The 26070-nt window shown below is 69.2% G+C and carries 17 protein-coding genes, 1 other RNA gene and 2 pseudogenes; 9 read left to right on the forward strand and 11 right to left on the reverse strand.

The window, feature by feature from the left end; genetic code table 11:
- Positions 1 to 48 precede the first annotated feature (48 nt).
- A complete protein-coding gene (locus LY41_RS05860) occupies positions 49 to 1998 on the forward strand; it encodes an arabinofuranosyltransferase (RefSeq protein ID WP_253862756.1) in 1950 nt (649 codons plus the stop codon).
- Between the two features lie 28 nt (positions 1999 to 2026).
- On the opposite strand, the gene LY41_RS05865 is transcribed toward LY41_RS05860, so the two are convergent.
- The 5 genes from LY41_RS05865 to manD all read right to left on the reverse strand — a co-directional run bounded on the left by LY41_RS05865 (position 2027) and on the right by manD (position 8789).
- A complete protein-coding gene (locus tag LY41_RS05865; RefSeq protein ID WP_253862757.1) occupies positions 2027 to 3331 on the reverse strand; it encodes a TRAP transporter large permease in 1305 nt (434 codons plus the stop codon).
- The gene (locus LY41_RS05870) at positions 3331 to 3843 is read right to left on the reverse strand and encodes a TRAP transporter small permease (RefSeq protein ID WP_253862758.1); all 513 of its coding nucleotides are present in this window, start codon (positions 3841 to 3843) and stop codon (positions 3331 to 3333) included. Before LY41_RS05870 ends, LY41_RS05865 begins: the two co-directional genes overlap by 1 nt.
- 8 nt (positions 3844 to 3851) lie before the next feature.
- Entirely contained in the window at positions 3852 to 4886 is a 1035-nt protein-coding gene (locus LY41_RS05875) for a TRAP transporter substrate-binding protein (RefSeq protein WP_253862759.1), read from the reverse strand.
- An 11-nt stretch (positions 4887 to 4897) separates the two neighbouring features.
- Entirely contained in the window at positions 4898 to 7417 is a 2520-nt protein-coding gene (locus LY41_RS05880) for a glycoside hydrolase family 31 protein (RefSeq protein WP_253862760.1), read from the reverse strand.
- A gap of 124 nt (positions 7418 to 7541) precedes the next feature.
- Entirely contained in the window at positions 7542 to 8789 is a 1248-nt protein-coding gene (gene manD, locus LY41_RS05885; protein WP_253862761.1) for a D-mannonate dehydratase ManD, read from the reverse strand.
- A 171-nt stretch (positions 8790 to 8960) separates the two neighbouring features.
- Here manD and LY41_RS05890 point away from each other — a divergent pair, with 171 nt between their 5' ends.
- The 3 genes from LY41_RS05890 to LY41_RS05900 all read left to right on the forward strand — a co-directional run bounded on the left by LY41_RS05890 (position 8961) and on the right by LY41_RS05900 (position 12924).
- Positions 8961 to 9965, forward strand: coding sequence for a LacI family DNA-binding transcriptional regulator (locus LY41_RS05890; protein WP_253862762.1), 1005 nt, complete (start codon positions 8961 to 8963; stop codon positions 9963 to 9965).
- A gap of 71 nt (positions 9966 to 10036) precedes the next feature.
- Positions 10037 to 11581: a glucuronate isomerase gene (gene uxaC / locus LY41_RS05895; protein ID WP_253862763.1), complete on the forward strand. Its 1545-nt coding sequence runs from the start codon at positions 10037 to 10039 to the stop codon at positions 11579 to 11581.
- Entirely contained in the window at positions 11581 to 12924 is a 1344-nt protein-coding gene (locus LY41_RS05900; protein ID WP_301296510.1) for a mannitol dehydrogenase family protein, read from the forward strand. Before uxaC ends, LY41_RS05900 begins: the two co-directional genes overlap by 1 nt.
- A gap of 49 nt (positions 12925 to 12973) precedes the next feature.
- On the opposite strand, the gene LY41_RS05905 is transcribed toward LY41_RS05900, so the two are convergent.
- Together LY41_RS05905 and LY41_RS05910 are read right to left on the reverse strand one after the other, a co-directional pair.
- Entirely contained in the window at positions 12974 to 13570 is a 597-nt protein-coding gene (locus tag LY41_RS05905) for an LURP-one-related family protein (RefSeq protein WP_253862765.1), read from the reverse strand.
- A gap of 394 nt (positions 13571 to 13964) precedes the next feature.
- Positions 13965 to 15968 (reverse strand): hypothetical protein, encoded by a 2004-nt coding sequence (locus LY41_RS05910; protein WP_253862924.1) that lies wholly within the window; start codon positions 15966 to 15968, stop codon positions 13965 to 13967.
- Positions 15969 to 16267: 299 nt separating this feature from the next.
- On the opposite strand from LY41_RS05910, the gene LY41_RS05915 reads away from it, so the two are divergent.
- The 3 genes and pseudogenes from LY41_RS05915 to LY41_RS24005 all read left to right on the forward strand — a co-directional run.
- Complete coding sequence (locus LY41_RS05915; RefSeq protein WP_253862766.1) at positions 16268 to 17626, forward strand: hypothetical protein; 1359 nt, start codon at positions 16268 to 16270, stop codon at positions 17624 to 17626.
- A 274-nt stretch (positions 17627 to 17900) separates the two neighbouring features.
- The gene (locus LY41_RS05920; RefSeq protein ID WP_253862767.1) at positions 17901 to 18920 is read left to right on the forward strand and encodes a nitronate monooxygenase; all 1020 of its coding nucleotides are present in this window, start codon (positions 17901 to 17903) and stop codon (positions 18918 to 18920) included.
- Between the two features lie 251 nt (positions 18921 to 19171).
- Positions 19172 to 19594 (forward strand): annotated as a pseudogene (locus tag LY41_RS24005) (hypothetical protein); the annotation flags it as partial.
- Positions 19595 to 19719: 125 nt separating this feature from the next.
- Here the strand turns inward: LY41_RS24005 and LY41_RS24010 are convergent.
- The 3 genes and pseudogenes from LY41_RS24010 to LY41_RS05935 all read right to left on the reverse strand — a co-directional run.
- Positions 19720 to 20592, reverse strand: a pseudogene (locus LY41_RS24010) (JAB domain-containing protein); the annotation flags it as partial.
- Positions 20532 to 21527: an o-succinylbenzoate synthase gene (locus tag LY41_RS05930; protein ID WP_253862769.1), complete on the reverse strand. Its 996-nt coding sequence runs from the start codon at positions 21525 to 21527 to the stop codon at positions 20532 to 20534. The gene LY41_RS05930 and the pseudogene LY41_RS24010, both read right to left, overlap by 61 nt.
- The gene (locus LY41_RS05935) at positions 21527 to 22972 is read right to left on the reverse strand and encodes an NsdA family TPR-like regulatory protein (protein ID WP_253862770.1); all 1446 of its coding nucleotides are present in this window, start codon (positions 22970 to 22972) and stop codon (positions 21527 to 21529) included. The genes LY41_RS05930 and LY41_RS05935 overlap by 1 nt, the downstream gene beginning before the upstream one ends.
- 619 nt (positions 22973 to 23591) lie before the next feature.
- Between LY41_RS05935 and LY41_RS05940 the strand changes: the two genes are divergently transcribed.
- Positions 23592 to 24683: a radical SAM protein gene (locus LY41_RS05940; protein ID WP_253862771.1), complete on the forward strand. Its 1092-nt coding sequence runs from the start codon at positions 23592 to 23594 to the stop codon at positions 24681 to 24683.
- Between the two features lie 38 nt (positions 24684 to 24721).
- Complete coding sequence (locus tag LY41_RS05945) at positions 24722 to 25252, forward strand: class IV adenylate cyclase (RefSeq protein ID WP_253862772.1); 531 nt, start codon at positions 24722 to 24724, stop codon at positions 25250 to 25252.
- A gap of 309 nt (positions 25253 to 25561) precedes the next feature.
- On the opposite strand, the gene ssrA is transcribed toward LY41_RS05945, so the two are convergent.
- Positions 25562 to 25935: a transfer-messenger RNA gene (gene ssrA, locus LY41_RS05950) on the reverse strand.
- Positions 25936 to 26070: the final 135 nt, after the last annotated feature.

Below are 26070 nucleotides of genomic sequence, written 5' to 3' on the forward strand. Positions count from 1 at the left end.
CGAGTCGTCCGCCGGGCCGCGGTGCCGGGCGCCTATAGAGTGCCCGGCGTGAGTACCACCGGACCGGGAACCGACGTGAACGAGGACGTCGCCGACGAGGACCTCGACGCACGTCCCTCGACGGGCACCGTGGCCGGACCGGGTGTCCTGCGGCGGCTGACGCGCCACATCGGACCCTCCACCACGGCAGTGGCGTGCTACCTCGCCGCGATGGTGTTGTCGTGGCTGGTGATCGACGCCGTGGGGCTCGACCCGCTCACCCTCCGGGGTGCGGTCACCCCGGTCGCGGTCGGCGCGGCGGTCGCCGTCATCGCGATCGCCCTCGCGGTGCGCTTCGCCTCCGACCGCCTCGTGGGCGCGATCGCCGGCGTGTACGCGGGCTGGATCGGCATGATGCTCATGAACGCGCTGAACGGCACGCCGTTCGGGCACAACGAGCTGCACAACTGGGACACCCTCCGGATGTCGGCGCTGGCCAACCGGTTGACCACGACATGGGGCAGCACCGACGCGTTCCTTCCGGGGCTGCCCTCGGAATACCCGGTGCTGTACCCGTGGCTGGTCGCACGGGCCTCCGAACTCCTCGATCGGCCGACGTGGACCCTGATCGGGGACATGGAGGTGCTGTTCATCTCCGCCTCGGCCCTCGTGGCCTTCCTGCTGTGGCGGCGGTTGACGAGCCCGCCGATCGCGCTCGCCATGGCCGCGGTCGCGCCGATCGTGTTCATGCACGGCCACAAGAGCTACGAGATCCTCACGCTCGCGGTGTTCGTGCCGTGGGCGCTGGCGACCTTCGCGGGCCTGCCCCGCAAGGCGGGCGGGCTGCACTGGCTGCCCGCCGGCATCGTCGGTGGCCTGTTCGTCTGCACCTACACCGGTTACCTGATGTTCGGCGTGATCGGCGGGCTGGCGATCATCGTCGCGCGGTTGCTGCGGCCGGACCGGCGCCCGTACCTGCTCCACCTTCTCGGTGTGCTGGTGACGTCGGTGGTCGTGTCCTCGTGGTACGTCGTCCCGCTGGTGTGGGCGTACCTGACCGAGACGCGCAACGTCGTTGCCGACACCTACCCGAACGCCGTGATCACCGAGGATCCGGTGCCGCTGCCGTTCCTGGAGGCCACCCCGATCGGGCTGCTCGCACTGGCGGGGCTCTTCGGGGTGTTCTGGTACCGCACGCGGGAGTGGTGGGCACAGCCCACGCTCCTGCTGGTCGGTGGCATCTACCTGTACTGGGCCGGTTACATGCTGCAACTGGTGGCCGACGGGCACACCGGGTTCCTCGTGAAGACGCCGCGCATGGTGACCATGGTCCTGGTGACCGCGGGCGTGCTCACGCTCGCACGCACGGCCGGGGCCCTTGCCACGAGACTCCGGTTGACACCACCGCGCAGCGTGGGTGTCGCCGCGCTGGCCGTGCTGCTGGTGTCGTCGGGGCTCACGGCGTGGGACAAGTGGACCCCGGGCAACCCCAAGGGATTCGCCGACATCGAACCGCACGTGCCGCATTCCGCCGTCGAGCCGAACCCCGCCCTGCGTGCCCACATGCAGCCCGGCCCCGACGGCGAACGTACCGAGTTCGTCCCGCCCGGCCTGGTGGCGACACCGGTGCCCGCGGACCGGCTCGCCGCCGAGGTCGAGACGCGGCTGGGTGCCGATGCGAGGCCGATGTCGCTGTCGACGGACATGCGGCTCTACGCCTACGAGCTCTGGTGGGGCTATCTGCAGCGCGGGCACTACTCGGCGAACAGCCTCATGCGCTACACCGAGCGCTCGGCCGAGCTGACGGAGCTCGCCGCGATCGAGGATCCGCAGCAGTTCGCACGCGCCTCGGCGAACACCCGATTCGGCGGCATCGACGTGTTCGTGCTGCGCAAGAACGAGGACGGATGGCTGTTCGACAACCGCATCACCTTCGAGCCCGACTCCTTCCGCGGCGGCGCGTTCGACATCGTCGACGACCTCCCCGCCGACCTCGTGCTCGCCGTGCGGACCCCGTGAGCCACGGGATCCGCACGGCGAACGGGCGTCACTCGAGCAGACCCAACATGCCCGGCAGCCCGAGCGACAGCGCGGGCACGAACGTGACGGCCAGCAGCACCAGGATGAGCCCGGCGAAGTACGGCAGCAGTTTCGGCACGATCCGCTCGATCGACACCCCGCTCACGCCGGACCCGACGAACAGGACCGAGCCCACCGGCGGCGTCATGGTGCCGATGCACATCGCGAGGACGAGCACCATGCCGAAGTGGACCGGGTCCATGCCGAGCTCGGCGGAGATCGGCAGCAGGATGGGCGTGAAGATGAGGATCGCCGGCGTGATGTCCATGAACGTGCCCACCACCAGCAGCACGACCAGCATCAGCAGCAGGATGACCGCCTTCGAGTCCGCGACCGACAGCAACGTGTCCGTGATCGCGCCCGGGATACCGGTGTAGGCCATCACCCACGACATGCCCGCGGACGCCGCGATGAGGAACATGACGATGCCGGTCGCGACGACCGTGCGGGTCACGACTTCCTTGAAGGCCCGCCACGGCATGCTGCGATACGCCAGCGCCAGCGCCAGGGTGTACAGCACCGCGATGCCGGCACCCTCGGTCGCGGTGAAAACACCGAACACGATGCCGCCCACCACGACGACGATCAGCAGCAGCCCCGGCACCGCCCGGAGAAACACCCGTGCAGCCTCGGCCACTCCGACGCGGCCCAGCTTCGGGTACCCCTGCCGCCGCGTGAACACGTACGCGATCGCCATGATCACGAGGCCCATGAGGATGCCCGGTACGTAGCCGGCCACGAACAGCGCCGAGACCGACACGCTGCCCGCGACGCTCGAGTAGACGATCGCGGCCGTCGTCGGCGGGATGAGCAGCCCGGTCGGAGCCGACGCAACGTTCACCGCGGCCCCGAACGCCGGGTCGTAACCCGCCTCCTTCTGCCGGTCGTGCAGCGTGCTGCCGACCGCGGCGGCCGACGCCACTGCCGAGCCGGACAACGAACCGAACAGGGTGTTGGCCAGCACGTTGGTGTGCGCGAGCGCGCCGGGCACGCGGCCCACCGCCACGAGCGCGAGGTCGACGAGCCTGCGGGCGATGCCACCGGTGTTCATGATGTTGCCCGCGAAGACGAACAGCGGGACGGCCAGCAACGAGAAACTCTCGATGCCGACGTTCATCTGCTGGCCGACGATGTAGGTGGCGTCGTCGACCGGCAGGAACATCAACGCGGTGGCCAGCGAGGCGACGCCGAGCGAGACCGCGATCGGCACACCGGAGAACAGCAGGATGAAGAAGGCGCCGAACAGGATGGCGGCGGCGATCAGAGCGCCCATCAGTCTGTCCTCTCCGTCTCGATCGGGACCTCACCGGTGAGGTCCTCCCAGATGTTGAGCACCTGCGCGAACGCGATCGCGAGCCCTGCGACCGGACCGATCGTGTAGACCAGCCCGCGGGAGATCCCCAGCAGCGCCGAATAGTTGGTGGCCGCGCTCAGCGCCAGCATGGTGCCGCCGATCACCAGCACGACGACCGCGAACACGAGCACGAGGACGTCCGTGCCGATGATCAGCGTGCGCTGCGCCGCCTGCGGGAACCGGTCCCGCAGGAACAGCAGCGCCATGTGTTTGCGGTGGAGGAAGGCGTACGCGGCACTGATCATCGACGTCCAGATGAGCGCGTAGCGCACGAGTTCCTCGGTGAAGGCCGCGGGCGTTCCCAGCACGTAGCGGGTGAACACCTGGTACAGCACCAGCAGGGTCATGACGACGAGCAGAGCGCCTGCGAGGGCGGCGAGGACGCCGCCGAGTACCCGTCGCACCCGGTTCAGACGATCGTGTGTGGTCATAGCGATCCTCAGCTCCTTCCCGACTCGATGACGGAGAGGAGCTGCGCGACCTCCGGGTACTCCTCGGCGTACCGGTCCACGACCGGCCGGGTGGCGTTGCGGAAGGCCTCGGTGTCGACGTCGGTGACGAACCGGACGCCCATCTCCTTCGCCTCGGCCACCGAATCGTCGATGCGCTGCGCCCACGCGGCCTTCTGCCGCTCGGTCGAGGCGCGGGCGGCCTCGGAGAGCAGCTTCTCGTCGGCAGGACCGAGCCGGTCCCAGGTCTCGGTACTGATCACGAGGACGTCGGGGATCCAGGTGTGCTCGGTCATCGAGAACACGTGGGCCACCTCACCGTGTGCGCCGTCGGTCAGCACCGTTTCGTTGCTCTCGGCGCCGTCGATCAGACCGGTCTGCAGCGAGGTGTAGGTGTCGCCGAAGGCCATCACGACCGGCGCCGCTCCCAGCGCACCGACGAAGTCCGTCTGTGAACGCATGTCCTGCACCCGGGTCTTCAGTCCGCGCAGGTCCGCCGGGGTCCGCACCGGCGTGTTCCGCGTGTAGAACGACCGTGCCCCCGAGCTGTAGTAGGTGAGACCGAGGAAGCCCTCGTCGGCGGTCGAGCGGAAGTACTCCGCCATCTCCGCCGAATCCATCACCTCGTAGAACTCCTGCTCGGAGTCGAACAGGTACGGCAGGCCGAAGGTGTGATAACCCGGGTCGTAGGTCGCCAGACCCGGAGCGCTGACCCGCGTCATGTCCACGATGCCCTCGTGGAGCTGGCCGAGCACGTCCGGTTCGGCACCCAACTGGCCGCTGCCGTAGATCTTCACCACGATGCGGCCGCCGCTGCGCCGCTCGACGTCCTCGGCGAACGAGGCGAGCGCCCGGGAGGTGACGTGGTCGTCTCCGAGGTTGTTCGCCAACGTCAGCACCAGCGGGTTCTCCGGCGTCGCCTCGGCGCTCGTCCGCGCGCCCGACGCGGGCGCGCACGCGCCCACGGCCGCGACGAGGATCAGGGCGACAATTCCACTGATACCGCTGATCAGTCGGTTCCTCATGCCTGCCTTCCTCACATGCCGATCATGTCGACGGGCTCGAACGAGATGTCGACGGCGAGATCGCCGCCGGGGTCGGGAGTCTTGACGAGCACGGAGCCGAGCCCGATGTCGTAGTGCCAGCCCTCCTCCGCGGCGTCGAACCGGCCGCGATGCAGGTACTGCGGGAGGCGCCGGCCGTCGAGCTCGACCCGGTGCGGGCACTGCCCCGGCCGGACGACGTCGAACAGCAGCCGCTCGACGGGGCTGTCGTACTCCCCGCGCCGGGACAGCTGCAGCCGCACTCGCTCCCCCGCGCTCATGCGGACCTCGGTCTCGCGGAACGCGCCGTGTTCGTGGTCCCGGGTGAGACCGTCGTCCTCGTAGAGCGTGAACCGGCCGTCCCGGTCCGGGACGCAGATCAGCCGCAGGTCCGTCACCGCGTCCCGGGTGAGGCTGTCCACCCGGTTCTCCGCGAGCGGCACGATGCCGCCGCCGCGCAGCAGCAGCGGGATCGAGCCGAGGTCCACCGCCGTGTCCACGACCCGGCCGCCCTCGTGACGTTCACGGGTCCAGAAGTCGTAGAACGTCTCGCCCGCGGGCAGGCGCACGGCGCGCGATCGGGCTCCCGGGTCGAGCACGGTCGCGACGAGCAGCGCGTCGCCGAGCATGAAGTCCTCGAAGATCTCGTCGACGTCCGGATCGTGCTGGAAGGCGCTGACCAGCGGTTCCATGATCGGCTCGCCCGTCGCCGCAGCCCGTGCCGTGAGCGAGTACAGGTAGGGGGACAACCGGTAGCGCAGTTTGATGGCGTCCCGGACGTAGTGCGTGTGGCCGGGGTACATCCATGGCTCGGTCACCGTGTTGTCGGAGTTGACCGAGTGGATCGAGAACCGCGGCTGGAACACGCCGTGCTGCACCCAGCGGACCAGCAGCTCGGGATCGGGTGCGGGTCCGTGGAATCCGCCGACGTCGCAGCCGTGGTGCGGGAAGCCGGACAGGCCCATCCCGAGGATCGTGGCGACGTTGTGCCGCAACGACTCCCACGACGTCGAATTGTCGCCCGCCCAGCTCTGCGCGTAGCGCTGGATGCCGGCGTGACCGGAGCGGCAGACGATGTAGGGGCGGGCGTTCGGAGCCGCCTCGGCGACGGCGTCGCGGGCCACGTGGCACATGAGGTTCGCCATGACGCTGCGCAGCCTGCCGATCGTCGCGCCCGCGCCCTCGAAGTCGACGCCGGAATCGGTGTCGACGATGCCGTCGTACTCGCAGTTGTCGTTCCAGACCGACGTGGTGCCCTTGGCCAGCACCGCCTCGGTGAGCCACCGCCGCCACGCCTCCCGCGCGGCGGGCTTGGTGAAGTCGACGAACCGGCCCGGCCCGCCCCACCAGGCCCCGGCCGCGGGGCCCTCGCCGGAGGTCGCGGCGGCGTCGGCGCTGCGGGTGACGAACACGTCCTCACCGTGGAACTCGTCGAGTCCGGGATGGACGTCGAGTACGCCGGGTTTGACGTTGGGCGAGACCGTGACGCCGCGCTCGGCCATCGCGGCGAAGAATCCCTCCGGGTCGGGGAATCGGCGCTCGTTCCACGTGAAGACGCACCGCTTCGGCCCGGCCTCGGTGTCGCGGGTGGTGTAACCCGACGAGAGCTGGAACCCGTCTACGGGAATGTCCTCTTCCCTGGCGATGTCGATGAACTCGGTGATCGCGCGGTCGCTGCCGGAGTCCACTTCGGAGTAGTACATCGACGAGGCCAGATAGCCCAGCGCGTACTTGGGCAGCAGCGGCGGCCTGCCGGTCAGTGTGGTGTAACGCTGCACGACGTCGCGCATGCGCGGGCCTGCGATCAGGAAGAGGTCGATGTCGCCGCCGTCGGCGCGGTAGCGACTGTGCGGGGGCCAGTAGTTGCTCCGCTGCCTGCCGAGATCGAATTCGCAGTCGTAGGTGTTGTGGTAGAAGTAGCCGACCGCTTTCCGGTTCTCCCGGTTCAGTTTGAGATGGAACGGGATGTGTTTGTACAGCGGATCGGTTTCGCGCGGGTCGTAACCGAGGGCGTCCTTCGGGCTCATCCTGATGAGCTGCTGCGCCTTGTTCAACGGTCCCGTGGTCTCGCCGAAACCGTAGAACGCGTCACCGCCGGAGATCTCGCTCGTGTGACTGCGGCGGCCGTTCGCGTCCTCCAGATAACCGAGGCCGGCCACATCGGAATGCAACAGGCTGCCCTCGTCGTCGTGGACACGGATCCGGAACGGCTCCTTCTCGATGTCCACCCGCAGGTTCCCGCCGGTCATCCGGACGGTCTCGCCCCGGTCGTCGAGCTCGAACGACGGCGGGCCCACCCGGGTGCGCTCGGCCCCGAAGAACGCGTCGAGCCGGTCCGGCCACGCCGTCGTGGTCAGCGTGTACGATTCCTCGGCGAACTCGCCGTCGAAACCGGCGCGAATGCGCAGAATTCCGTCGGCCACGATGATGAGGCGGATTTCGACGCCGTCGGTGTGAATGCGGACCCACTCGCCTGCCCGCTGTACTCGTTCGACTCGTGATGTGACACGCACGGGAACTTCTCTCGATCCGACGAATTGATTACTGTTCGGCAGACGGTGCCGCGTGCCGCCGCGGCAACGGCGGCACGCGGGTTCGCCTCGTTCATCATGACGCGCTCACCGAGCACGGCACGCCTCACCAATCGTGAACGGTTCCGTCCCGCAGGCGGTTCACCGGCAGGTACGCCCGCTCGTACGGGTACGTCGCCGCCAGGTCCTCGTCGAGGTGAACACCGAGACCGGGCTCCTCGCCCGGGCGCAGGCCGCCGTGGGCGAACTCGTACGCAGGGCCGAAAACCTCCCTGGTCTGTTCACTGTGGACCATGTACTCCTGGATGCCGAAGTTGTGCAGTGCCAGGCCGAGGTGCACCGCGGCGGCCAGTCCGACCGGCGAGACGTCCGTCGGGCCGTGCATGCCGGACTTGATCTGATACATGGCCGCGTAGTCCATGATCCGGCGCACGCTGGTGATGCCACCCGCGTGCGTGATCGGTGAGCGCACGTAGTCGATGAGCTGCTCGCGGATCAGGTGCTGGTAGTCCCAGACGGAGTTGAACACTTCGCCGATCGCCAGCGGCGTGGTCGTGTGATGGCGCACCCAGCGCAGTGCTTCCTGGTTCTCGGCGGGTGTGACGTCCTCGAGCCAGAACAGGTCGTAGGGCTCCAGCGACTTGCCGAGTTTCGCCGCCTGGATCGGGGTGAGGCGGTGGTGCGCGTCGTGCAGCAGCGCGATGTCGTCACCGAACTCACCGCGCACGGCCTCGAACACCGACGGCACGTGCCGCAGGTAGGCACGGGTGTCCCACGTCTCCTCGGCGGGCAGAGCCGAGCGGCGGGCGGGTTCGTAGTCGTAGCGGGTGTTGCTGCCGGCACCGCCGACCGAGGCGGCCGCACTGGAGGCGACGCCGTACACCGAGTCCAACCCCGGCACGCCGGTCTGGATGCGGATCGCGCGGAACCCCTCGTCGAGGTGCCTGCGGACGGAGTCGAACAGTTCGGGGATGTCCGTGCCACTGGCGTGGCCGTAGACCAGGCACCGCTCGCGGCTGGCCCCGCCGAGCAGCTGGTAGAGCGGCAGCCCGGCGACCTTGGCCTTGATGTCCCACAGGGCCGTGTCCACGGCCGCGATCGCCGCCATGGTCACCGGACCGCGCCGCCAGTACGCACCGCGGTACAGGTACTGCCAGGTGTCCTCGATGGCGTGCGCGTCGCGCCCGGTCAACAGCGGCACGACGTGGTCGGTGAGATAGCCGGCCACGGCCAGCTCCCGGCCGTTCAGCGTGCCGTCGCCGTAGCCGATCACCCCGTCATCCGTGGTGATCTTGAGCGTGACGAAGTTACGCCCAGGGCTGGTGACGATCACGTCCGCGCGCTCGATGAGCACTGGTCCTCCTTGACAGCAGACGACGAGGTGGCCGCCGGTCCACCGGGCTCGTATCGGCCGGTGCGGTGTTCCGGAGGGCTCGTGATCGGTTCAACGTAAGAGCCGCCCCGTAGACTGGCAATCAGTTGCCATTTGTTGCCACCAGTCACGACCGCCGCGGAGGTACCAGCAGTGGGCGAGCCCAGGCCGACGATCTACGACGTGGCGCGGCACTGCGGGGTCGCGGCGTCGACCGTGTCCCGCACGTTCTCGCATCCCAGCCGGGTCAACCCGGACACCCGCGAGAAGGTCCGCGGCGCCGCCGACGAGATCGGCTACGTGCCACGGCCGCTCGCCCGCGCGGAGGCGCCGGGGCGGGCACGGACGATGACCCTGGTGGTCACCGACATCGCCAACCCGTACTACGCGCCACTGATCAAGGCTGCTCAGGCCCAGGCACTGGCGAGTGACTACACGCTCGCGCTGACCGACAGCGACGAGTCGCCGCACGTCGAGGTCAGCAACCTGCGGCAACTGCTGGCAACCACCAGCGGCGCGATCCTGGCCACCTCCCGGCTGTCCGACGAGGTCATCCGCCAACTCGCCCAGCATCGCCCGCTGGCCATCGTCAACCGCGAGATCGACGGCATTCCCGGCCTCGTGGTCGACACGGCGGGCGGGATGCGCAAGGCCGTCCGCCACCTGGCCGCCGTCGGTCATCGCCGCATCGCGTATCTGTCCGGTCCGCGCAACTCCTGGATCAACGGCGCCCGCTGGCAGGCCGTGCGCGAGGAGTCGACCGCACTCGGGCTCGACGCGGCGTTCCTGGGGCCGCACCCGCCGACCCGCCAGGGTGGCCACGAGGCCGCCGACGCGCTGATGCTGCAGCACGCCACCGCGGCGATCGCCTACAACGACCTGATCGCGATCGGCACCCTGCAACGGCTGCAGGCCGCCGGGGTCAGTGTGCCCGCGGACTTCAGCCTCATCGGATGCGACGACATCTTCGGCGCCGATCTGACCGTGCCCGCGCTGACCACGATCTCGGGACCCACCGAGCGGCTCGGCAGGTCGGCCGTGGACGTACTGCACGCGCAGCTCGCCCATCACACCGTGCCGGAATCGGCGCTCTTCGACGCACACCTCGTGACCCGTGGGTCCACCGCTCCCCCGCCGGCCGACGACACCACCCGGTGACAGCGCGAGCTCACGACGACAACTGACGGCAACAAGTTGCATAGGCTGCGTGCGACGGCGAGGCTGCCCGCATGCACGGCGGCACGGCAGACACTTCCGCATCCGAATCAGGTCCGGCACCCCGTCCCGGCCACGCGCCCCGGGACCTCGGGTCGGCGACCACTCCACGCGACGCCGCACGCGGCGGGCGGGCGCCGCTGGCTCCGCACCCGGACCGGCTGCTGCCGCCGGAGCCCACGCAGCGCGCCATCGCACGACGGCTCTACGAGAACGTCCGTGACCTGCCGCTGATCAGTCCGCACGGCCACGTCGAGGCCCGCCTGCTCGCCGAGAACGCGGCGTTCACCGATCCGGCGTCACTGCTGGTCACGCCGGACCATTACGTCACGCGGCTGCTGCACGCCCACGGCGTGTCCATGAACGACCTCGGCCTGCGCGACCGCGACGATCCCGACGGCGACGGTGCCGAACCGGCCGCACCGCGCGAGGTCTGGCGGGCCTTCTGCGAACACTGGCACCTGTTCCTCGGCACCGCGTCGCGGCAGTGGCTGGAGGCGCAGCTGCACGACGTGCTCGGCGTGACGGTGCAGCCGTCGGCCGGGACGGCCGACGAGCTCTTCGACGAGCTCACCGAGCGGCTGCAGCGGCCCGAGTTCCGGCCGCGCGCGCTGTACGACTCGTTCGCCCTCGAAGCGCTGGCCACCACGGACGATCCCGCCGACGACCTCGCTCACCACCGCGCCCTGACCGAGGACCCGTCGTGGCAGGGCCGCGTCGTTCCCACTTTCCGTCCCGACCGCCACCTCGACGCCACCGGCGCGGGTTGGGCCGCGGCGCTGGCCGATCTCGCAGCGGCGAGTGGCATCGACACGGGTGACTACATCGGACTCGTCCGGGCGCTGGAGAATCGCCGCGAGTACTTCCGCGCGCACGGAGCCACGGCCACCGATCACAGTGCGCCCGACGCCCGCATGGCGTTCCTGGACGCCGACGAGGCGCAGCGACTGTTCCAGCGGGTCCGGTCCGGCACCGGCAGCGCCGACGACGCGCGATTGCTGTCGCAGCAGCTGCTCGGCGAGATGGCGCGAATGTCCAGTGAGGACGGCATGGTCATGGCGCTGCACACCGGAAGCAGGCGGAACCACCACCCCGAGACGTTGCGCCGCTTCGGTCCCGACACCGGCCACGACATCCCGTTGCAGGCCGAGTTCACGCAGGCGCTGCAGCCGATGCTGGAACGGTTCGGCACCCACCCGCGGTTCCAGACCGTCGTGTTCACCCTCGACGAGACGGTCTTCTCCCGCGAGCTCGCACCGCTGGCCGGGTTCTACCCGTCGGTGTATCTCGGCGCGCCGTGGTGGTTCCTCGACGCTCCCCGCGCGATGCACCGGTTCCGCGACGCGGTCACCGAGACGGCCGGGTTCTACCGCAACGCCGGGTTCATCGACGACACCCGCGGATTCTGCTCCATCCCGGCCCGCCACGACACGGCCCGCCGGGTCGACGCGGCACACCTGTCCGGCCTCGTCGCCGAGCATCTGCTCGGCGAGGACGACGCCGCACAGGTGATCCACGACCTCCACGACCGCCAGCCCCGCGCCGCGTTCCGACTCTGATGCCGACTCCGCCGACTCCGCCGATTCCACCGACTCCGGCGCCCCGGCTCACCCGCGGCTCCGCCGGATGCCGCCCACCGGCGCCGGTCCGCGCCGTCCACCTCGGACTGGGCGCGTTCCATCGTGCCCACCAGGCCGTGTACACGACGGCCGATCCGGAGTGGGGCATCGCGGCCTACACGTTCCGCAACACCGAGTTGCCGCGCCTGCTCACCGAACAGGACGGGCTGTACACGCTGCTGCTGCGCGGGAACGGCGCGCCGCGGGCCGAGATCGTCGACTCGATCAGCCGCGCCCACCCCGGCGGCGACACCGGCCGGTGGCTCGCCGACCTGGCCTCGCCCGACGTGGCTGTGCTGACGTTGACGATCACCGAGGCCGGTTACCGGGTGGCAGCCGACGGGACCGGGACCGCCATCGACCGGGTCCTGGCCGGACTGCGCGCACGTCACCGTGCGGGCGGCGCCCCCATCGCACTCGTGCCCTGCGACAACCTGCCGGGCAACGGCGGTGTGCTGCGCGAGGCGCTGGGCCGTGCAGCCGCGAACGAAGACCCCGGCTTCCGCTCCTGGATCGAGGAGAACGTGTCGTTCGTCGACACCGTCGTCGACCGCATCACGCCTGCCACCGCCGAGGACGACTCCGTCACGGCCGCGGAGCTGACCGGGTTCGACGACCACGCTCCCGTGGTGACCGAGCCGTTCAACGAGTGGCTGCTGGCCGGGGATTTTCCCCTCGGCAGGCCCTCATGGGAGCACGCGGGCGCACGGTTCGTGGACGATCTCGCCGCGTACGAACAACGCAAGCTGTGGCTTCTCAACGGCGCGCACACGCTGTTGGCCTACGTCGGACCGACGCTGGGGTGCACCACTGTCGACGAGGCGGTGCGGCATCCCGTGCCGGCGGCGTTGACCGAATCCTGGTGGGACACCGCCACCCGGCACGCCTCGCTGCCGGCCGAGGACCTGGCCGGTTACCGGGAGCGCCTGTTGCGGCGGTTCTCGTCGCGCGGCATTCGGCACAACCTGGTGCAGATCGCCGCCGGCGGTTCGTCGAAGATCCCGGCCCGGATCCTGCCGGTGCTGCGCGCCGAACGATCCCGGCAGCGGCTACCGGAAGCACCGGTCGCGACGCTGGCCGGGTGGCTGATCCACCTCCGGGACCGGCAGGTCGACGACCCGCGCGCGGACGAACTCGTCTCCCTGGCCCGATCGGACGACGCCGCACGCCGGGTCCTGTCGGCACTCGACGCCGATCTGGCCGACGACCGCGAGCTGATCACCGCCGTCGACGACTACGTCGACCACCTGCGCCACGCGGCCGACCGGAGCCCGTCGACGTGACGGCGGCCCGAAGAGGGTGACTGCAGCGCGTCAGCGTGGCTGGAGCGCATCAGCGTGACTGCAGCGCGTCCAGCGCGACGGCCATGCCGGCGGCCACCCGGAAGTCGACGCGGGGATCGGGCACGGTGATCGTGTACTTGTCGCGGATCGCGATGCCCTTCTGGCTGGTCATCACCGGCTGTCCGGTCTCGTTGTCGGCGAAGTCGAAGTGGAACAGGAACGGCACCCAGACGTCACCGAGATACGGGATCATCGTCCAGACCCGGCGGAGGATGGCGATGACCTTGTTGCGTTCCTGCCCTTTCGCGGAGTAGCCCGGCCCGAACAGCTGCCACGTCGACCGCAGCAGGCTTTTGCCAAACTCCTTGTTGAAGGCACCGAGCGGCTGCCCGTGCTCGTCGTACACGTCGTGCTCGGCGTGGGCGTCGAGCTTCTGCCGGGCCTTGAACGAGAACACCTGGCGGGTACGCGTCTCGTCCGAATAGAAGATGATCTCCTCGCGCAGCTTCATGCGCTTCTGCTGCGCGAACGCGATCAGGTCGCCTTCGCCGCCGTCCGGGCCGACGCCGCGGATCTCGTAGCGGTTGACCATCATGGTGATCCGCTGGCGAACGAAGAACGTCGGCAGGTGCATCGGTGCAGTCACGCGGCGAGTATGGCACGCCCGGCCCTCGCCGGATGCCGGCTCCGGGACAACGGGGCCATCGCTCCACACCGGGCCGAGCCGACAGCGGCCGATCAGCCCATCAGGATCAGGCCATATGCTCTCATCCTGCTCATGGGGGACGCCGAGGAGCGGCGAGCCCGGACCGGGACGGCGGCACGACGCCGGCTGGTCGTCACCGCGGAGCAGGCGGCGGCCGACGGCGCGCTCGACGACATCGCCGTCTACTCACTGGCCGCGGTCGCGGCGGTGGCGGTGATCGGCTTGCTGCGCCGCCGCCTGCCTCGTGTCGCACGACGCTCGGTCATCGCTTCGGCCGGGTCATCGCTTCGGCCGGGTCATCGCTTCGGCCGGGTCATCGCTTCGGCCGGGTCACTCACCAGGCGCCGACGCTGCCGCCGAAGCCACCGCCTCCGTAGCCACCACCGGACGAGCTGCTGGACGAACTGCCGGACGAGGAGCCGCCGTCGGCAGCTCCGCCTCCGTAGCCACCACCGCCGGAACCGGCGCTGCTGACCCCACCGCCGTCGACCTCGCCACCGAAGCCGCCGCCTCCGTAACCGCCACCGTCGGAGCCGGAGCTGGACCCGGAGTCGGAGTCGGAGTCGTCCGAGCTGTCGCCGACCCCGCCGCCGTCGACCTCACTGCCGAAGCCGTCGCTGTAGCCGCCTGCCTCGGAGGACGAGTCGGTGTCGTTCTCCGAGGCCGCCGACTCGGCATTCTCAGTTTCCGCGCTTTCGGTCTCCGCGGCCTCGGTCTCCGCGGCCTCCGTCTCCGCGCTCTCCGTCTCCGCGTTCTCCGTCTCCGCGGCCTCGGTCTCCGCGCTTTCGGTCTCCGCGGCCTCGGTCTCCGCGCTTTCGGTCTCCGCGGCCTCGGTCTCCGCGGCCTCCGTCTCCGCGCTCTCCGTCTCCGCGTTCTCCGTCTCCGCGGCCTCGGTCTCCGCGCTTTCGGTCTCCGCGGCCTCGGTCTCCGCGGCCTCCGTCTCCGCGCTCTCCGTCTCCGCGTTCTCCGTCTCCGCGGCCTCGGTCTCCGCAGCCTCGGCCCGTGCGGCATCGTCGGCATCGGTGCTGCCGGTGTCGTCGTGAGCCCGCGTGGCCCCGGTGACGGCGTCGACCGTGTCCTCACCGGCAACGTCGTCCGATTCGGTTCCGAGCGACGTGTCGGCGAACGAGACGCCGCCGAGCGGCCCGTCTTCGGGGCTGGCGAAGTCGCCGAAGTCGGACGCCAGCCGGCCCGGATCAACCGAGAGGTCCGTCCCGACCTTGCCGCCGAGACCCAACGCCAGACCGGCCCGGGTGCTGGCATCCAGCGTCTCGCCGTCCCACGAGGCGCCCGCGTCGAGTTCGGCTCCGTATCCCACCTGACCGGTGTACGTCATTCCGCCTTCGACACCGCTGATCCCGCCGCTGCCACTCACGGACCCTTCGAATCCGACGAACCCGCCCACGGCCATCCGGGCACCGTCCAGGTCGAGCCGGCCGGAGATCTCACCCCGGCCCCCGCCGAACACGCCGGCCTCCACGCCGCCGCGCAGCGGACCGCGTTCCGCATCGACACCGACGGAACCGGCGACACCGCCCTCCACCGAGGCGCCCGCCCTGAGCCCGTCACGGCCGGCCGACGCCGAGGCGGACGCCTCCGGACCGACGCTCACCTTGCCGCCGTATTCGATCGAGACCCCACCTGCCGAGGTCTCGGCCGAGACCTCGGCTGCGTGCTGGTCCGTCACCGCGGCACTCACCGAGTTCGCGTCGACCTCCGTACTCACCTCGGGGCTGCCCGCCGTGCGGGTCGTCGTCGTGACGGCAGGCTCGTCCACCGTCTGCGCGACTGCCTCAGCCGCGTCGAGACTCTCCTGCGCGACGGTTTCCGATTCCGCCGCGGTCCGATCCTGCCCGGCAACCCGGGCGGACTCGGCCGTGGCGGGTACGGCAGTGGTATCGCCCTGTGCCGCGGCGGTCTCGTCCTGCGCCGCAGCCAATCTGTCCTGCACCGCGGTGGTTTCGTCCTGCTCCGCAGTGGCTCCAGGCTGCTCCGCAGTGGCTTCAGGCTGCTCCGCGATGGCTTCAGGCTGTGCTACGGATTCGCCGGGGGCGGCGGCGGATTCGGTCTCCGGCTCGGCTGCGGGCCGCGCAGGGGCCTCCTGCAGGCTCTCCTCGGCATCCGGCTCCGCCGTCGACCCGGCCTTCGACTCCGGTACCGCGCCGGGCACGGTACCGCGTGGTCCGGCCGACGACGTGCCCGCGTCGTGCGCCCCGTCCCCGTCCACGTCTGCGTCGGACGTCTCGGCGTCGTGCGCGTCTCCAGCTGCTCCGTTCGTGTCGCGCAATCCGGCCGAATCGCTCAGTGCCGATACCGATTCGTCGGGCCGGTCGCGCACCGGCTCAGGATGAGCGAGTACCGCGCTCAGCACTGCCGCACTGCTACCCAGAACTGCGGCATACAGCCCGATCTTTCCCCGATTCCTGTGCCGACCGCTCATCAATCCCTCGCATCGTCGTCGTCACGCGAACATGCTGAGGCTACGCAACGACCGTCCCCGCGCAGGACCGTCGAACGTAGGAAGTTCGCGCAGAATCGCCCGTTCGCAGCGATGACCCCGCTCCGTGGTTGCCTTGACGTGCCCCAGCTGGAGCAGAGCCCGGCCGCCATGAGCAGACCCCACCGGAAGGAACGAGCGTGGACACCGACAGCGGCAGAGCGGACACCGACGCCACCCGCCTGCTCAAGGAGGCGTTCCTGCCCTACGCGCCCGCGGGCGTCGCGCGCGACTGGCTCGGCGAGGAAGTCACCGGGGCACGCGGAACGGCCGGCCGGGGCGCTCCGCAGCGAGCGTTCCGCTCCCACCCGCACGAGGCGGGCGGCACCGACGGCCACGCCGGCGACGAACCAGGCCACGAACCTGGCCACGATGCACCACGCGACATCGCGGACTGCACGGGTGAGAACCTGACCGAACTCGACCCGGCGCAACGACGTCGGCTGGCCGGCTATCTGGCCGAACAGTTCGCGGATGACGCGCCGCTGTGGGACCGCGCCCTGCGACTGCTCGCCCGCAGCGGGCTGCGGCTGGCGGACATCCCCGCGGCTGCCCGGCGAAAGACACCGCTCCGAAGGCACGGGCCGTGGCTCTCCCGCGAGCAGCGCCGGCAGGTCGACCGCTGGAGAACCGATCTGCTGAGCGACGTCGACGCGAGTCTGGCCTCGCGCTGGATCGCCGACGGTGTCCGGATCCGCGACTACTTCTCGCCCCGGCAGACCATCGACAACGCCAGGGCGATGTTCGACGTCGCGCGCCGGGAACACCTCGTGGACCTGGTCTTCCGCGTGACGAACCCGGACGTGCTGCGGTATCTCGCGGAGACGTTCCCGGACGAGGCGATCCTGTCCGACCTGCTGCAGAACCCGGCGCTTCCGGCCGACGCCCTGCCCACGGTGCTCGACCGGTACCGCCGCGCCAGCCCGATCAGCGTGATCCCACCCGCACAGCCGATCGCCGCCGTTCTCCGCGTCGAAGGCCTGACCGGAGTGCGCGACCGGGGCCTGTGGCACGAGGACGATCTGTTCGGCCGTCCCGGCATGCGCAGCCCGAACATGGTGGCCGACATCCTGCGGTGCCTGCCGGAACAGTTCGACGAGCTCGACCACGACCGGCAGCAGTCGCTGGTCCGATTCCTGCACGACGTCGAGGACGACGAGCCGGGCAGCGTCCCTCCCGCGGTTCTGGCGACCCTGCTCCGCCTTGATCCCGCACGGGTCCCGGACGCGCGCCGATTCCTCCTGCGCGAGGGCCTGGTGTCGCGGGTGATCAAGGACGAGAGCAGCTACGACATCGCATCGGCGATGGTGCACGGCTGGTATGCGACGTGTCACGACCTCCGGCCCGCTCACGGTGACGAGGTCGGGTTCCTGGCCCGCTTGCTGACGGAGCGCTACGGCGACGACGAGTTCGCCTGGAATGCGTTCATGGCGGAGTTCCCGTCCTGGAACGGACCGGTGCGGGACCTGCTCGACGCCATCGACGCCGTGCACCCGTGACGCGAGCACTCGCCGGCCTTCGCGGCCCGGTGCCGGACGCTCGAACGCAGGGGACGGTTGCGAAGGATCGGCCGATCCAGCCGGGACGCCACGGTCGGAGCCTGCCTCACCAGCATCTATGCCCGAGCCGCATATAACCGGCTCGGCACGCATTTCACAACACCGGCGGGGCCACCTAACGTCGGCCCCGCGGCCGCGATCCGAGTCCGCTTCCCCGGCCGGCTCAGCGCCTCCTGACCGGCCGCCCGGCCGCAGTTCCCGAAAGGACAGCTTCGTGCTCACCGACCTCGGCATCAGCCTTCCCGTCCTCGCCGCCCCCATGGCGGGCGGTCCGACCGCGCCGAACCTGGTCACCGCAGCCGGACACGCCGGTTCGATGGGATTCCTCGCAGGCGGCTACAAGACACCGGCGGCGCTGGCCGAGCAGATCACCGCCGTCCGCGCCGACGAAGTGCCGTTCGGCGTCAATCTCTTCGTGCCCAATCCCGTTCCGGTGTCCGACGAGGACTATCGCGCCTATCGTGACGCGCTCCTGCCCGAGGCCGGCCGCTACGGCGTGCACCTTCCGGAGACTCCCGTCGAGGACGACGACCACTGGGCGGCCAAGATCGACCTGTTGCTCGCCGATCCGGTGCCGGTCGTGTCGCTGACCTTCGGCCTGCCGCACCGCGACGTCGTCGCCGCCTTGCGCGCGGCGGGGAGCATGGTGGTGCAGACCGTGACCTCCGCACCCGAGGCACGGCTCGCCGAGGAGGCCGGGGTCGACGCCCTCATCGTCCAGTCCTCGGCAGCAGGCGGCCATTCCGGCACGTTCACCCCGGCACGGACCCCGCCCGGGGTTCCGTTGCCGCGGCTGCTCCGGGACGTTCGCGCCGACACCGACCTCCCGCTGATCGGTACAGGAGGAATCAGCCGGCCCGCCGACGTCGCCGCCGCGGTCGATGCCGGTGCCGAGGCGGTCACCGTCGGTACCGCGCTGCTGCGCACCCACGAGAGCGGGGCGTCCGCGCCGCACAAGACCGCACTGGCCGATCCCGACTTCGACGAGACCGTCGTCACCCGCGCCTTCACCGGGCGCCCCGCACGCGCGCTGCGGAACCACTTCACGGATCGGTACGAGCCGATCGCCCCCTGCGCCTATCCCGCCGTGCACCACCTCACCGGCCCACTGCGCAAGGCCGCCTCCAACGCCGGCGACACCGGGCTGATCCACCTCTGGGCAGGAACCGGACACCGCGACGCACGGGAGGAACCGGCCGCCGACACGCTCACCCGCCTGGCAGGTGAGGGCTGACCGGCACCCGGCTCAGACCCCTTGCCGAGTGCCGTCGGCCGGCAGGCTCGACCTCGCCCGTGAGGTGGGCCTGAACCCGCACCAGCTCAGCGACGCTCTCCACTGGGCGCTTGAATCGCCTCGCAGGTTGCGTATGACGGTACGATTTCCCTGTCGACACCTACTCCTACTTCGGCGACCCGGTGTTCACCTACTCGCTGCGCGACGGCATCGACGACGGCTACCTGGCGCCTTACCGTGTCCGGCGAGTGATGCTCAGTCCCGATACCGACGGCTGGGAGCCTGAACACGGAGAGCTCGACCGGTTGGGACGTGAGATTCCGGAGGGCCGGTACTCGACGCGGGACTTCGAAAGAATCCTCCGACTTCTCGTGCGAACCGACCTGGCGGCCGAACACGTGAGCCGGTTTCTCGGCAAGGATCCGACGGCGCGTACCATCATTTTCTGTGTTGATCAGCAACACGCCGCCGACATGCGGCTCGCGATCATCAACGCTAACCCAGAACTTGCCGGTCAGGACCCCGAATGGGCCGTCCGGATCGTCGGCTCCGAAAGTGAGAAGACCAGGTTACTGGAGGCTTTCTCCGACCCGGAGCAGGATTCCCCGGTGGTGGCTACCACTTCCCGGCTGCTGTCCACCGGAGTAGACATCGAGGATCTGAAGTACGCCGTGCTCTTTCGGCCCGTCGGCTCGCCGGTGGAGTTCAAGCAGATCATCGGCCGCGGCACTCGGCTCTTCCCCGACAAAGGGAAGACGTCGTTCGAGATCATCGACTTCGTCGGCGCGACGGAGCACTTCAGGGACCCGCTGGGGTGGTTGTGCGCCAGCGCGATCGCCACCGCGTCGTGGCGTAGCGCCAGCGACAGGACCTCGCGGATCGGCACCGTGCTCGCCGTCGCACCACCCAGCGCGACGGCGAGCACTCGGCTGACTCGATGCGCGCCGTCGAGCACCAAAAGCAACACCTGTTCCGTCCTGACCCGGCCGATGCGGGGACCCGCCACGGCAGCAATGTCGCGCGACGTCCGCACCTCCAGCCGCTCGACGGCATGCCGCCCCCGGTCGGCAAGTGCGAACGCGGCAACCACCCGGCAGGCCTTCGCCAGGCCGACGCCGGCGTGCCGGGCGAGCTCGTCGACGTCGGCCCGGCCGAGCCCTTCCACCCCGCCGAAATCGAGCAACAGCCGGGAAGCCAACTCCAACGCCGTCTGCCCGCGGCTGCCCGAACCGAGGTGGATGGCCACGAGCTCAGCGTCGGACAGCGCAGCCGAACCGAGCGCCACCAGTCGTTCCCGTGGGCGCTCGTGCAGTGGATACGCGGTCAACGGTTCCTTGCGCAGCAACTCAGGCATCCGCTGACAGTAGCGCCGACCACCGACACAAGTTCCAGCGCAGACACAGGCCCATCCGCCGCGGAACGACCGCAGTACGAACGAGTCAGCGCGCCGACCGCGGACGAACCGCCGACGGCGGCTGTCCCTACAGGGCTGGTCGAGCCACGGCCGCGGCGGTGGGAGTGGTTCGGCGCGTCGGTAGTGGGCGCGGTTGCGGAGCTGACGTACAGGACGTCGCAGCGTCGTCGGGCGCGGCCGCCTTTTCGGCTGGTACCTCAGGAAAGCCAGTCGGTGTCGTGCACGGCGCGGACGCGGGCGAGCCGGTCGCGCCACCATGCGGCTTGCTCGGGGTCGGTGAGTTCGTAAGTGTCGAGCAGGGTGGAGTCCGGGGTGGGTGGTGTGTGCGGTACCGGAAGGTAGCCGTCCACCGCACGCAGCGATTCGGGGCCGGAGACGAGATCGCTGTTGAGGAGCGAGAGCGTGCCGAGGCCGCAGGCGAAGTCCAACTCGGGCAGAGCGGCGGCAAGGGCAACCTGTGCTGCGAGACCGATACTGGTTTCCAGAGCGGAGGAGACCACGCAGGGCAGTCCGGCGGCTTCGGCGACCTCCAGAGAACGGCGTACACCGCCCAGCGGCGTGCACTTGATGACGGCGACGTCGGCGGCGCCCGCGACAGCTACCCTCAGGGGGTCCTCGGCGCGGCGGATGGATTCGTCGGCGGCGATACGCACATCGACCTGACGCCGGACGGCGGCGAGTTCCTCCACGGTCCAGCAGGGCTGTTCAACGTATTCGAGCCCGCCTGCTGCTTTGTCGAGCCGGCCGATGTGGGACACGGCCGTGTCGACGTCCCAGACGCCGTTGGCATCCACGCGAATCGCCCCGCTCGGGCCGAAGGCATCCCGAACCGCCTCGACGCGGGCGAGGTCTTCCGGCAGGGATTCGGAGTGGTCGGCAACTTTGACCTTTGCCGTGCGGCAGCCGGAGTTGGCGGCGATCTCGTGGGCACGCTCGGGGCCGACAGCGGGCACGGTGCAGTTGATCGGGATGCGGTCCCGCACAGGTTCGGGCCAGCCGACGGTGCACTGCTCGATCGCGGTCGCCAGCCACCCGGCGGACACGGCGTCGTCGTAGTCGGCGAACGGGCAGAACTCGCCCCAACCGGCGAGACCTTCGAGCAGCATTCCTTCCCGCACGGTGATGCCCCGGAACCGGGTGCGCATGGGGATCGCGTAGATGCGAGCGCCGTCGAAGTCGATCTTGTTGGTCATCAGGTAGTCGTGTCCTCGTCTCGGCCGGTGCTGATGCGGGTGAGTTCGGTGATGCGGTCGTCCAGCTCGCGCACGTCCGGAGAACCACTGCGCAGCGGGCGCACCTGTCGTTGCAGCGTGCGGAGCCGGTCGAGCGCACGAGAGGAGCTGACTTGGCTCGCCGTGCGCACGGCGTCACGTCCCAGCGATGCAGCCTGTTCCAGATCGCGGCTGGCCAAATGGGCGGTAGCCAGGTCGGTCTGGACGAAACATCGGCTGCGCACGCGCCACGACTCGTAGCCGTCCAACGCTTGCTTGATCAGGCGGGTTCCCTGGTTGGGTTCGCCCGCATCGCGCAGGCATCGGCCGAGATCGGCGGTTAGTTCGGCTTCGGTGTAGAAGCCCAGCCACGTGGGTTCGTCATCCGGGCGAGCGCGTTCGTAGTGCTGCTCGGCTTCGAGCACGGCCGTGCGGGTGGCGTTGGCGTCACCGGACAGGGCGTGCCCGCGCGCCTCGACCGCGTGCAGCAGCGACGACAGCACCGGAGTGGCCTTACCGTTGGCCACGTTCTGACCAGCGCGGGCCAGGGCAATGGATTGCCGCGCGTGGCCGAGGCGGTCATGCTCGGTCAGAGCACTGTGTCCAAGTTGGACAGTCAGGCGGCTCATGTGGGACAGCACATTGCCCGCATACAGCCGATCGCCGGCGCTCATGGCGAGGTTGAGCGTCTGGATGTAGTAGCGCTGTGCCAGTGAGTGCCGCCCGACATCGGCGGCCATCGACGCGGCCAGCCATGAGGCTTGTGCCACCGCACCCAGCAGAGCTTTGCCGGTCTTCTCCGAGTAGGTGCCGTGCATGACGGTGTTTGCTTCGCGGTGCAGCATCTGCACCACTTGTTCGCGGACGCGGCCGGAGCCGTAGCGATGATCTAGTCGCCGCAGGTGGGCGATGTGCTCGGTGATGATCTCGACATCGGCCATGCCGATACGTTTACCTGCCACGCGGGCGGTGCTCTCGGCTGGAGACACCGTGAGCGCGTACAACGCTGGCTCGGAGAAGGCCGCCGCTGTAAAAGCGGAGCCCAGCAGGAACTTTCGCCGGTTCATATCCCGTCCCGACAGCTCGACAACTGTGCGGACTGTGCCGTCCAGTGTTCCGGAACAGTTCAGTCCATCGTGTAAATCGTCTGTAGCGGGAGCGCGATCGGCAAACCCGCAGCCGGTGACGCTGATCTCACGGCGCAGGCAGCGAGAGAGCACCTTGGCTACCAGACGCGGCACTGGCCAGCGCGGCTGAGCTCCGCCCAGCATCCGGGTTACCGAGGTCGTGTTCGTGCCGAGGTGCACGCCTTCCTCGGCGCCTGCGGTGACCACGGCACGTGCTAACGCAGCGTTGCTCATCCCCGCTTCGTCCAGCAGCGCACGCAGCTCGCAATCTTGGCCGCCGGTGTGGCCAACACTTTCCATCCGGTCACATCCTGCGTATTGGTCTGATCGCTCCTGGTAGTTGATCCTGGCCTACCGCGCGATGCTCTGTGAAGTCTCCTCCGCGAAGTGGGGCCCAAGTGCGACCCCCGGAAGCTGATCGGTCTCAGTCGTACTGATCCAAGACTGCAAATCGCCTGGTCTTGGCGTTTCGCTTGTGGTGACGAACCCACCACGAACCGTTACCAAGGAAGCGAGACGCCAGCGATGTTCACGTTGACGACGACCCCGCCGCAAGACGATGGCGCTCCCCACCAAGATCCCCTGGCTGCCGTACGGGCCGTCGCGGAGACAGCAGGGCTGGCGTGACGACCATGGCTTCCACACTCGCCGTGGTTTCGCTGGCTGTAGCGGTACTCGCGAGTATCGGCGTCGATCTTGTCAGCGCCGTACGGGACTGGCCGACCACTCACGGGCCAGCCATGGCAACCGCTCGATCCCCTCGAGCCTCTGACCGCTCCGGCGGCGCGAGCTGAGCGCCGTTCCCGCATGTGGCAGCCGCTTGCGCTGCCGGAGCACCCCAAGCGCGGCATGACCGTAGCCCGGCCCCGAGCGGACCCGGTCTCCGCCGCACCCGGTGCCCACCGAACCAGGAAGGGACATGACCGCGATGAACATCACCGGTATCCCGGTGCACGTCGAAAAGGACACGACCCTTCGTGTCAAGATCGTTGACGCGTGCGGTCTGACCTGCACGTTCTGCCACAACGAGGGCACGCCGGTCACGGTGGACAACCGCAAGCAGCCACTCGGCGAGTTCACCACGGCCGGAGCCAGCGGGCGCGTGTCCATCTACGCGGCCACCAACGGTGCGGGCTTTCTTCCCGCTGCGGTGCCGGCCGACGACGAGTTCGGTAACGTGCTCGCCGCGCTCCGCGACGCGCTGGGCTTCACCGAAGTCCACCTGACCGGCGGCGAACCCACCTTGCACTCCTCAGTGGCGAAGCTGACCAGCCTCGCCACGCATGCGGGCTATCGAGTGGGGATGACTTCCAACGGCGAGCACGGTGAACGGGTCTTGCCCGACTGCGCCGCCGCAGGGCTGGATCGGGTCAACTTCTCGATCTTCGGCACCACACCTACCGAACTCGCCGAGGTCCAGCACGCCCGCTACCGCAACGCCAAGCTGGCCGAACGCAAGATCGCGACGCTCAAACGCTCGATCGCCACCTGCGAAGAGCACGAGGTCAAGGCCAGCGCCAACATCGTCGTGCTCGACCACAGCCACGCTCCACGTGTGCACCGGCTGCTGGATGAATACTCGCCGCACCTGTCGGTGCGACTGCTCAATTCGCTCGACCACGGCTCTGCCTCGATCGAGGCCATCGAACGCATCCTCGCCGAGCGCGGCGCGGTCGCCGAAGCGCACCACATCACCGCTGGCGTCTCCGGCACCCGCACCGCCTACCGCCTGCCTGATGGGCGGCGCGTGTTCTTCAAACAGATCCGCCGCGTGCGCCTGCCCGAGACCTGCGCCGGGTGCCGGTTCAATAACGACACCGACTGCCAAGAGGGCTTCTACGGTATCCGGCTCTACTACGACCGAACCGGCCGCTACCACGTCGGCGTGTGTATCCAGCGCATGGACCTTTGCCTGCCCGTCGAGGAGTTCCTGACCAGCTCACTCCGCGAAGAGATCCTTGATCTCCGCGAAGCCGAGTACCACCGGCTCGCCGCCCGGCGAGCCGGATAACCTGCCGTAACGATCACTATCCGGAGGGAGATCCCGCGGTGCCCATCGAGCACGAAGCCAAGATCCTCGACATCGCCCCCGAATCAACCGAGAAACTGATCCTCGACAAGGGCGGTCAGAAGCTCCGCGAGAAGTTCATGCGGCGTTACGTCTACGACATCACTCCCGGCGACGAGTCGAAGTGGATCAGGCTCCGCGACACGGACGGTGAGACAACGCTGACCGTCAAGGAGATCACCAGCGACGCCATCGACGGCACCCACGAAGTCGAAGTCTGCGTCGATGACTTCGCCGCCACCAATGCGCTACTGGGGATGTTGGGATTCACCCCGAAGTCCTATCAAGAGACCAATCGCACCAGCTTCATCCTCGACGGCGCACAAGTCGAGATCGACACCTGGCCGCAGATCCCGCCGTATGTGGAGATCGAAGCCGGTTCGAAGGACGAAGTGGTCCGCGTCGCCGAGCTGCTCGGCTACGCCGAAGCCGACCTCACCGGCGAGAACACCATCAAGATCTATGCCCGCTACGGCATCGACCTCAACACGATCACCGAACTCAAGTTCTGACCATCACAGTCCTTGCGTCACGTCCGTCCGCAACACCCCGCGGACTCCAGCTCCTCGGACCGATGCGCCACCAGCGGACTGAAGCCCGGCCTGCGAACCCCGGACCCGGCGATGGCACTCCAACCCAGGCACTGGTCGTCGCTGGTGCAGAAACGGGCCCGCAACACGAAACCCACCACGATGAGGCCCGGGCAACGATGGGGTCCGAGGACCGCCCCGGGCGAGTCCGGGGCTGCGCCCCCAGAAAACACGACGAGGACCGAAAACAGCGAAGGCGCCCCCCGCGTCGAGCAGGGGGCGCCTTCGGTCGAGTGGAGGTGCCGGGAATCGAACCCGGGTCCTCTGCCGTCTCTCCAGGGCTTCTCCGTGCGCAGTTCGCTGTGCCTCTACTCGGCCCCACCGGTCACGCGAACAAGCCGGTGTGACGGGCCCAGCCACTGTTGATGTCCCTGCCGGGCCCCGTGGCCGGGACCGGAGGTGAGCCTTCTAGCTGATGCCGGCACATCGGGTCGAAGGCGTACCCGGGCCGACAGACTCGCACTCGCTCAGGCGGCGAGGGCGAAGTCGCGCTGACTATTCGTCTTGGCGCTTATATTTAGTTGCGACGACGCTTTCGGTGGTCGTTGCCTGCACCGGCACGCTTCCCACTGGACCAACGTCCAGAGTCGAAACCGTTCACCCCCTTGTACGGGATCGTGGCCGATCGTCTTCGATCAGCATAACTCCCCTGACAAGCGGTTAATTCCCCGGCTCGGTGTTGCGGGGCCCACCCCAGTGCCCGGACGGGTGGCTGTCGCATCCGTGCGCGGGAGCAGCAC

The organism is Prauserella halophila (assembly GCF_024171895.1).
GTDB lineage: Bacteria > Actinomycetota > Actinomycetes > Mycobacteriales > Pseudonocardiaceae > Prauserella > Prauserella halophila.

Excerpts from the sequence above, each read along its gene's own strand:
- LY41_RS05935 (WP_253862770.1), bottom strand. The coding sequence starts at position 22,972 with ATGGAAAGTGTTGGCCACACCGGCGGCCAAGATTGCGAGCTGCGTGCG.
- LY41_RS05900 (WP_301296510.1), top strand. The coding sequence starts at position 11,581 with ATGCCGACTCCGCCGACTCCGCCGATTCCACCGACTCCGGCGCCCCGG.
- LY41_RS05875 (WP_253862759.1), bottom strand. The coding sequence starts at position 4,886 with ATGAGGAACCGACTGATCAGCGGTATCAGTGGAATTGTCGCCCTGATC.
- uxaC (WP_253862763.1), top strand. The coding sequence starts at position 10,037 with ATGCACGGCGGCACGGCAGACACTTCCGCATCCGAATCAGGTCCGGCA.
- LY41_RS05865 (WP_253862757.1), bottom strand. The coding sequence starts at position 3,331 with ATGGGCGCTCTGATCGCCGCCGCCATCCTGTTCGGCGCCTTCTTCATC.
- LY41_RS05930 (WP_253862769.1), bottom strand. The coding sequence starts at position 21,527 with ATGACCAACAAGATCGACTTCGACGGCGCTCGCATCTACGCGATCCCC.
- LY41_RS05940 (WP_253862771.1), top strand. The coding sequence starts at position 23,592 with ATGACCGCGATGAACATCACCGGTATCCCGGTGCACGTCGAAAAGGAC.
- LY41_RS05870 (WP_253862758.1), bottom strand. The coding sequence starts at position 3,843 with ATGACCACACACGATCGTCTGAACCGGGTGCGACGGGTACTCGGCGGC.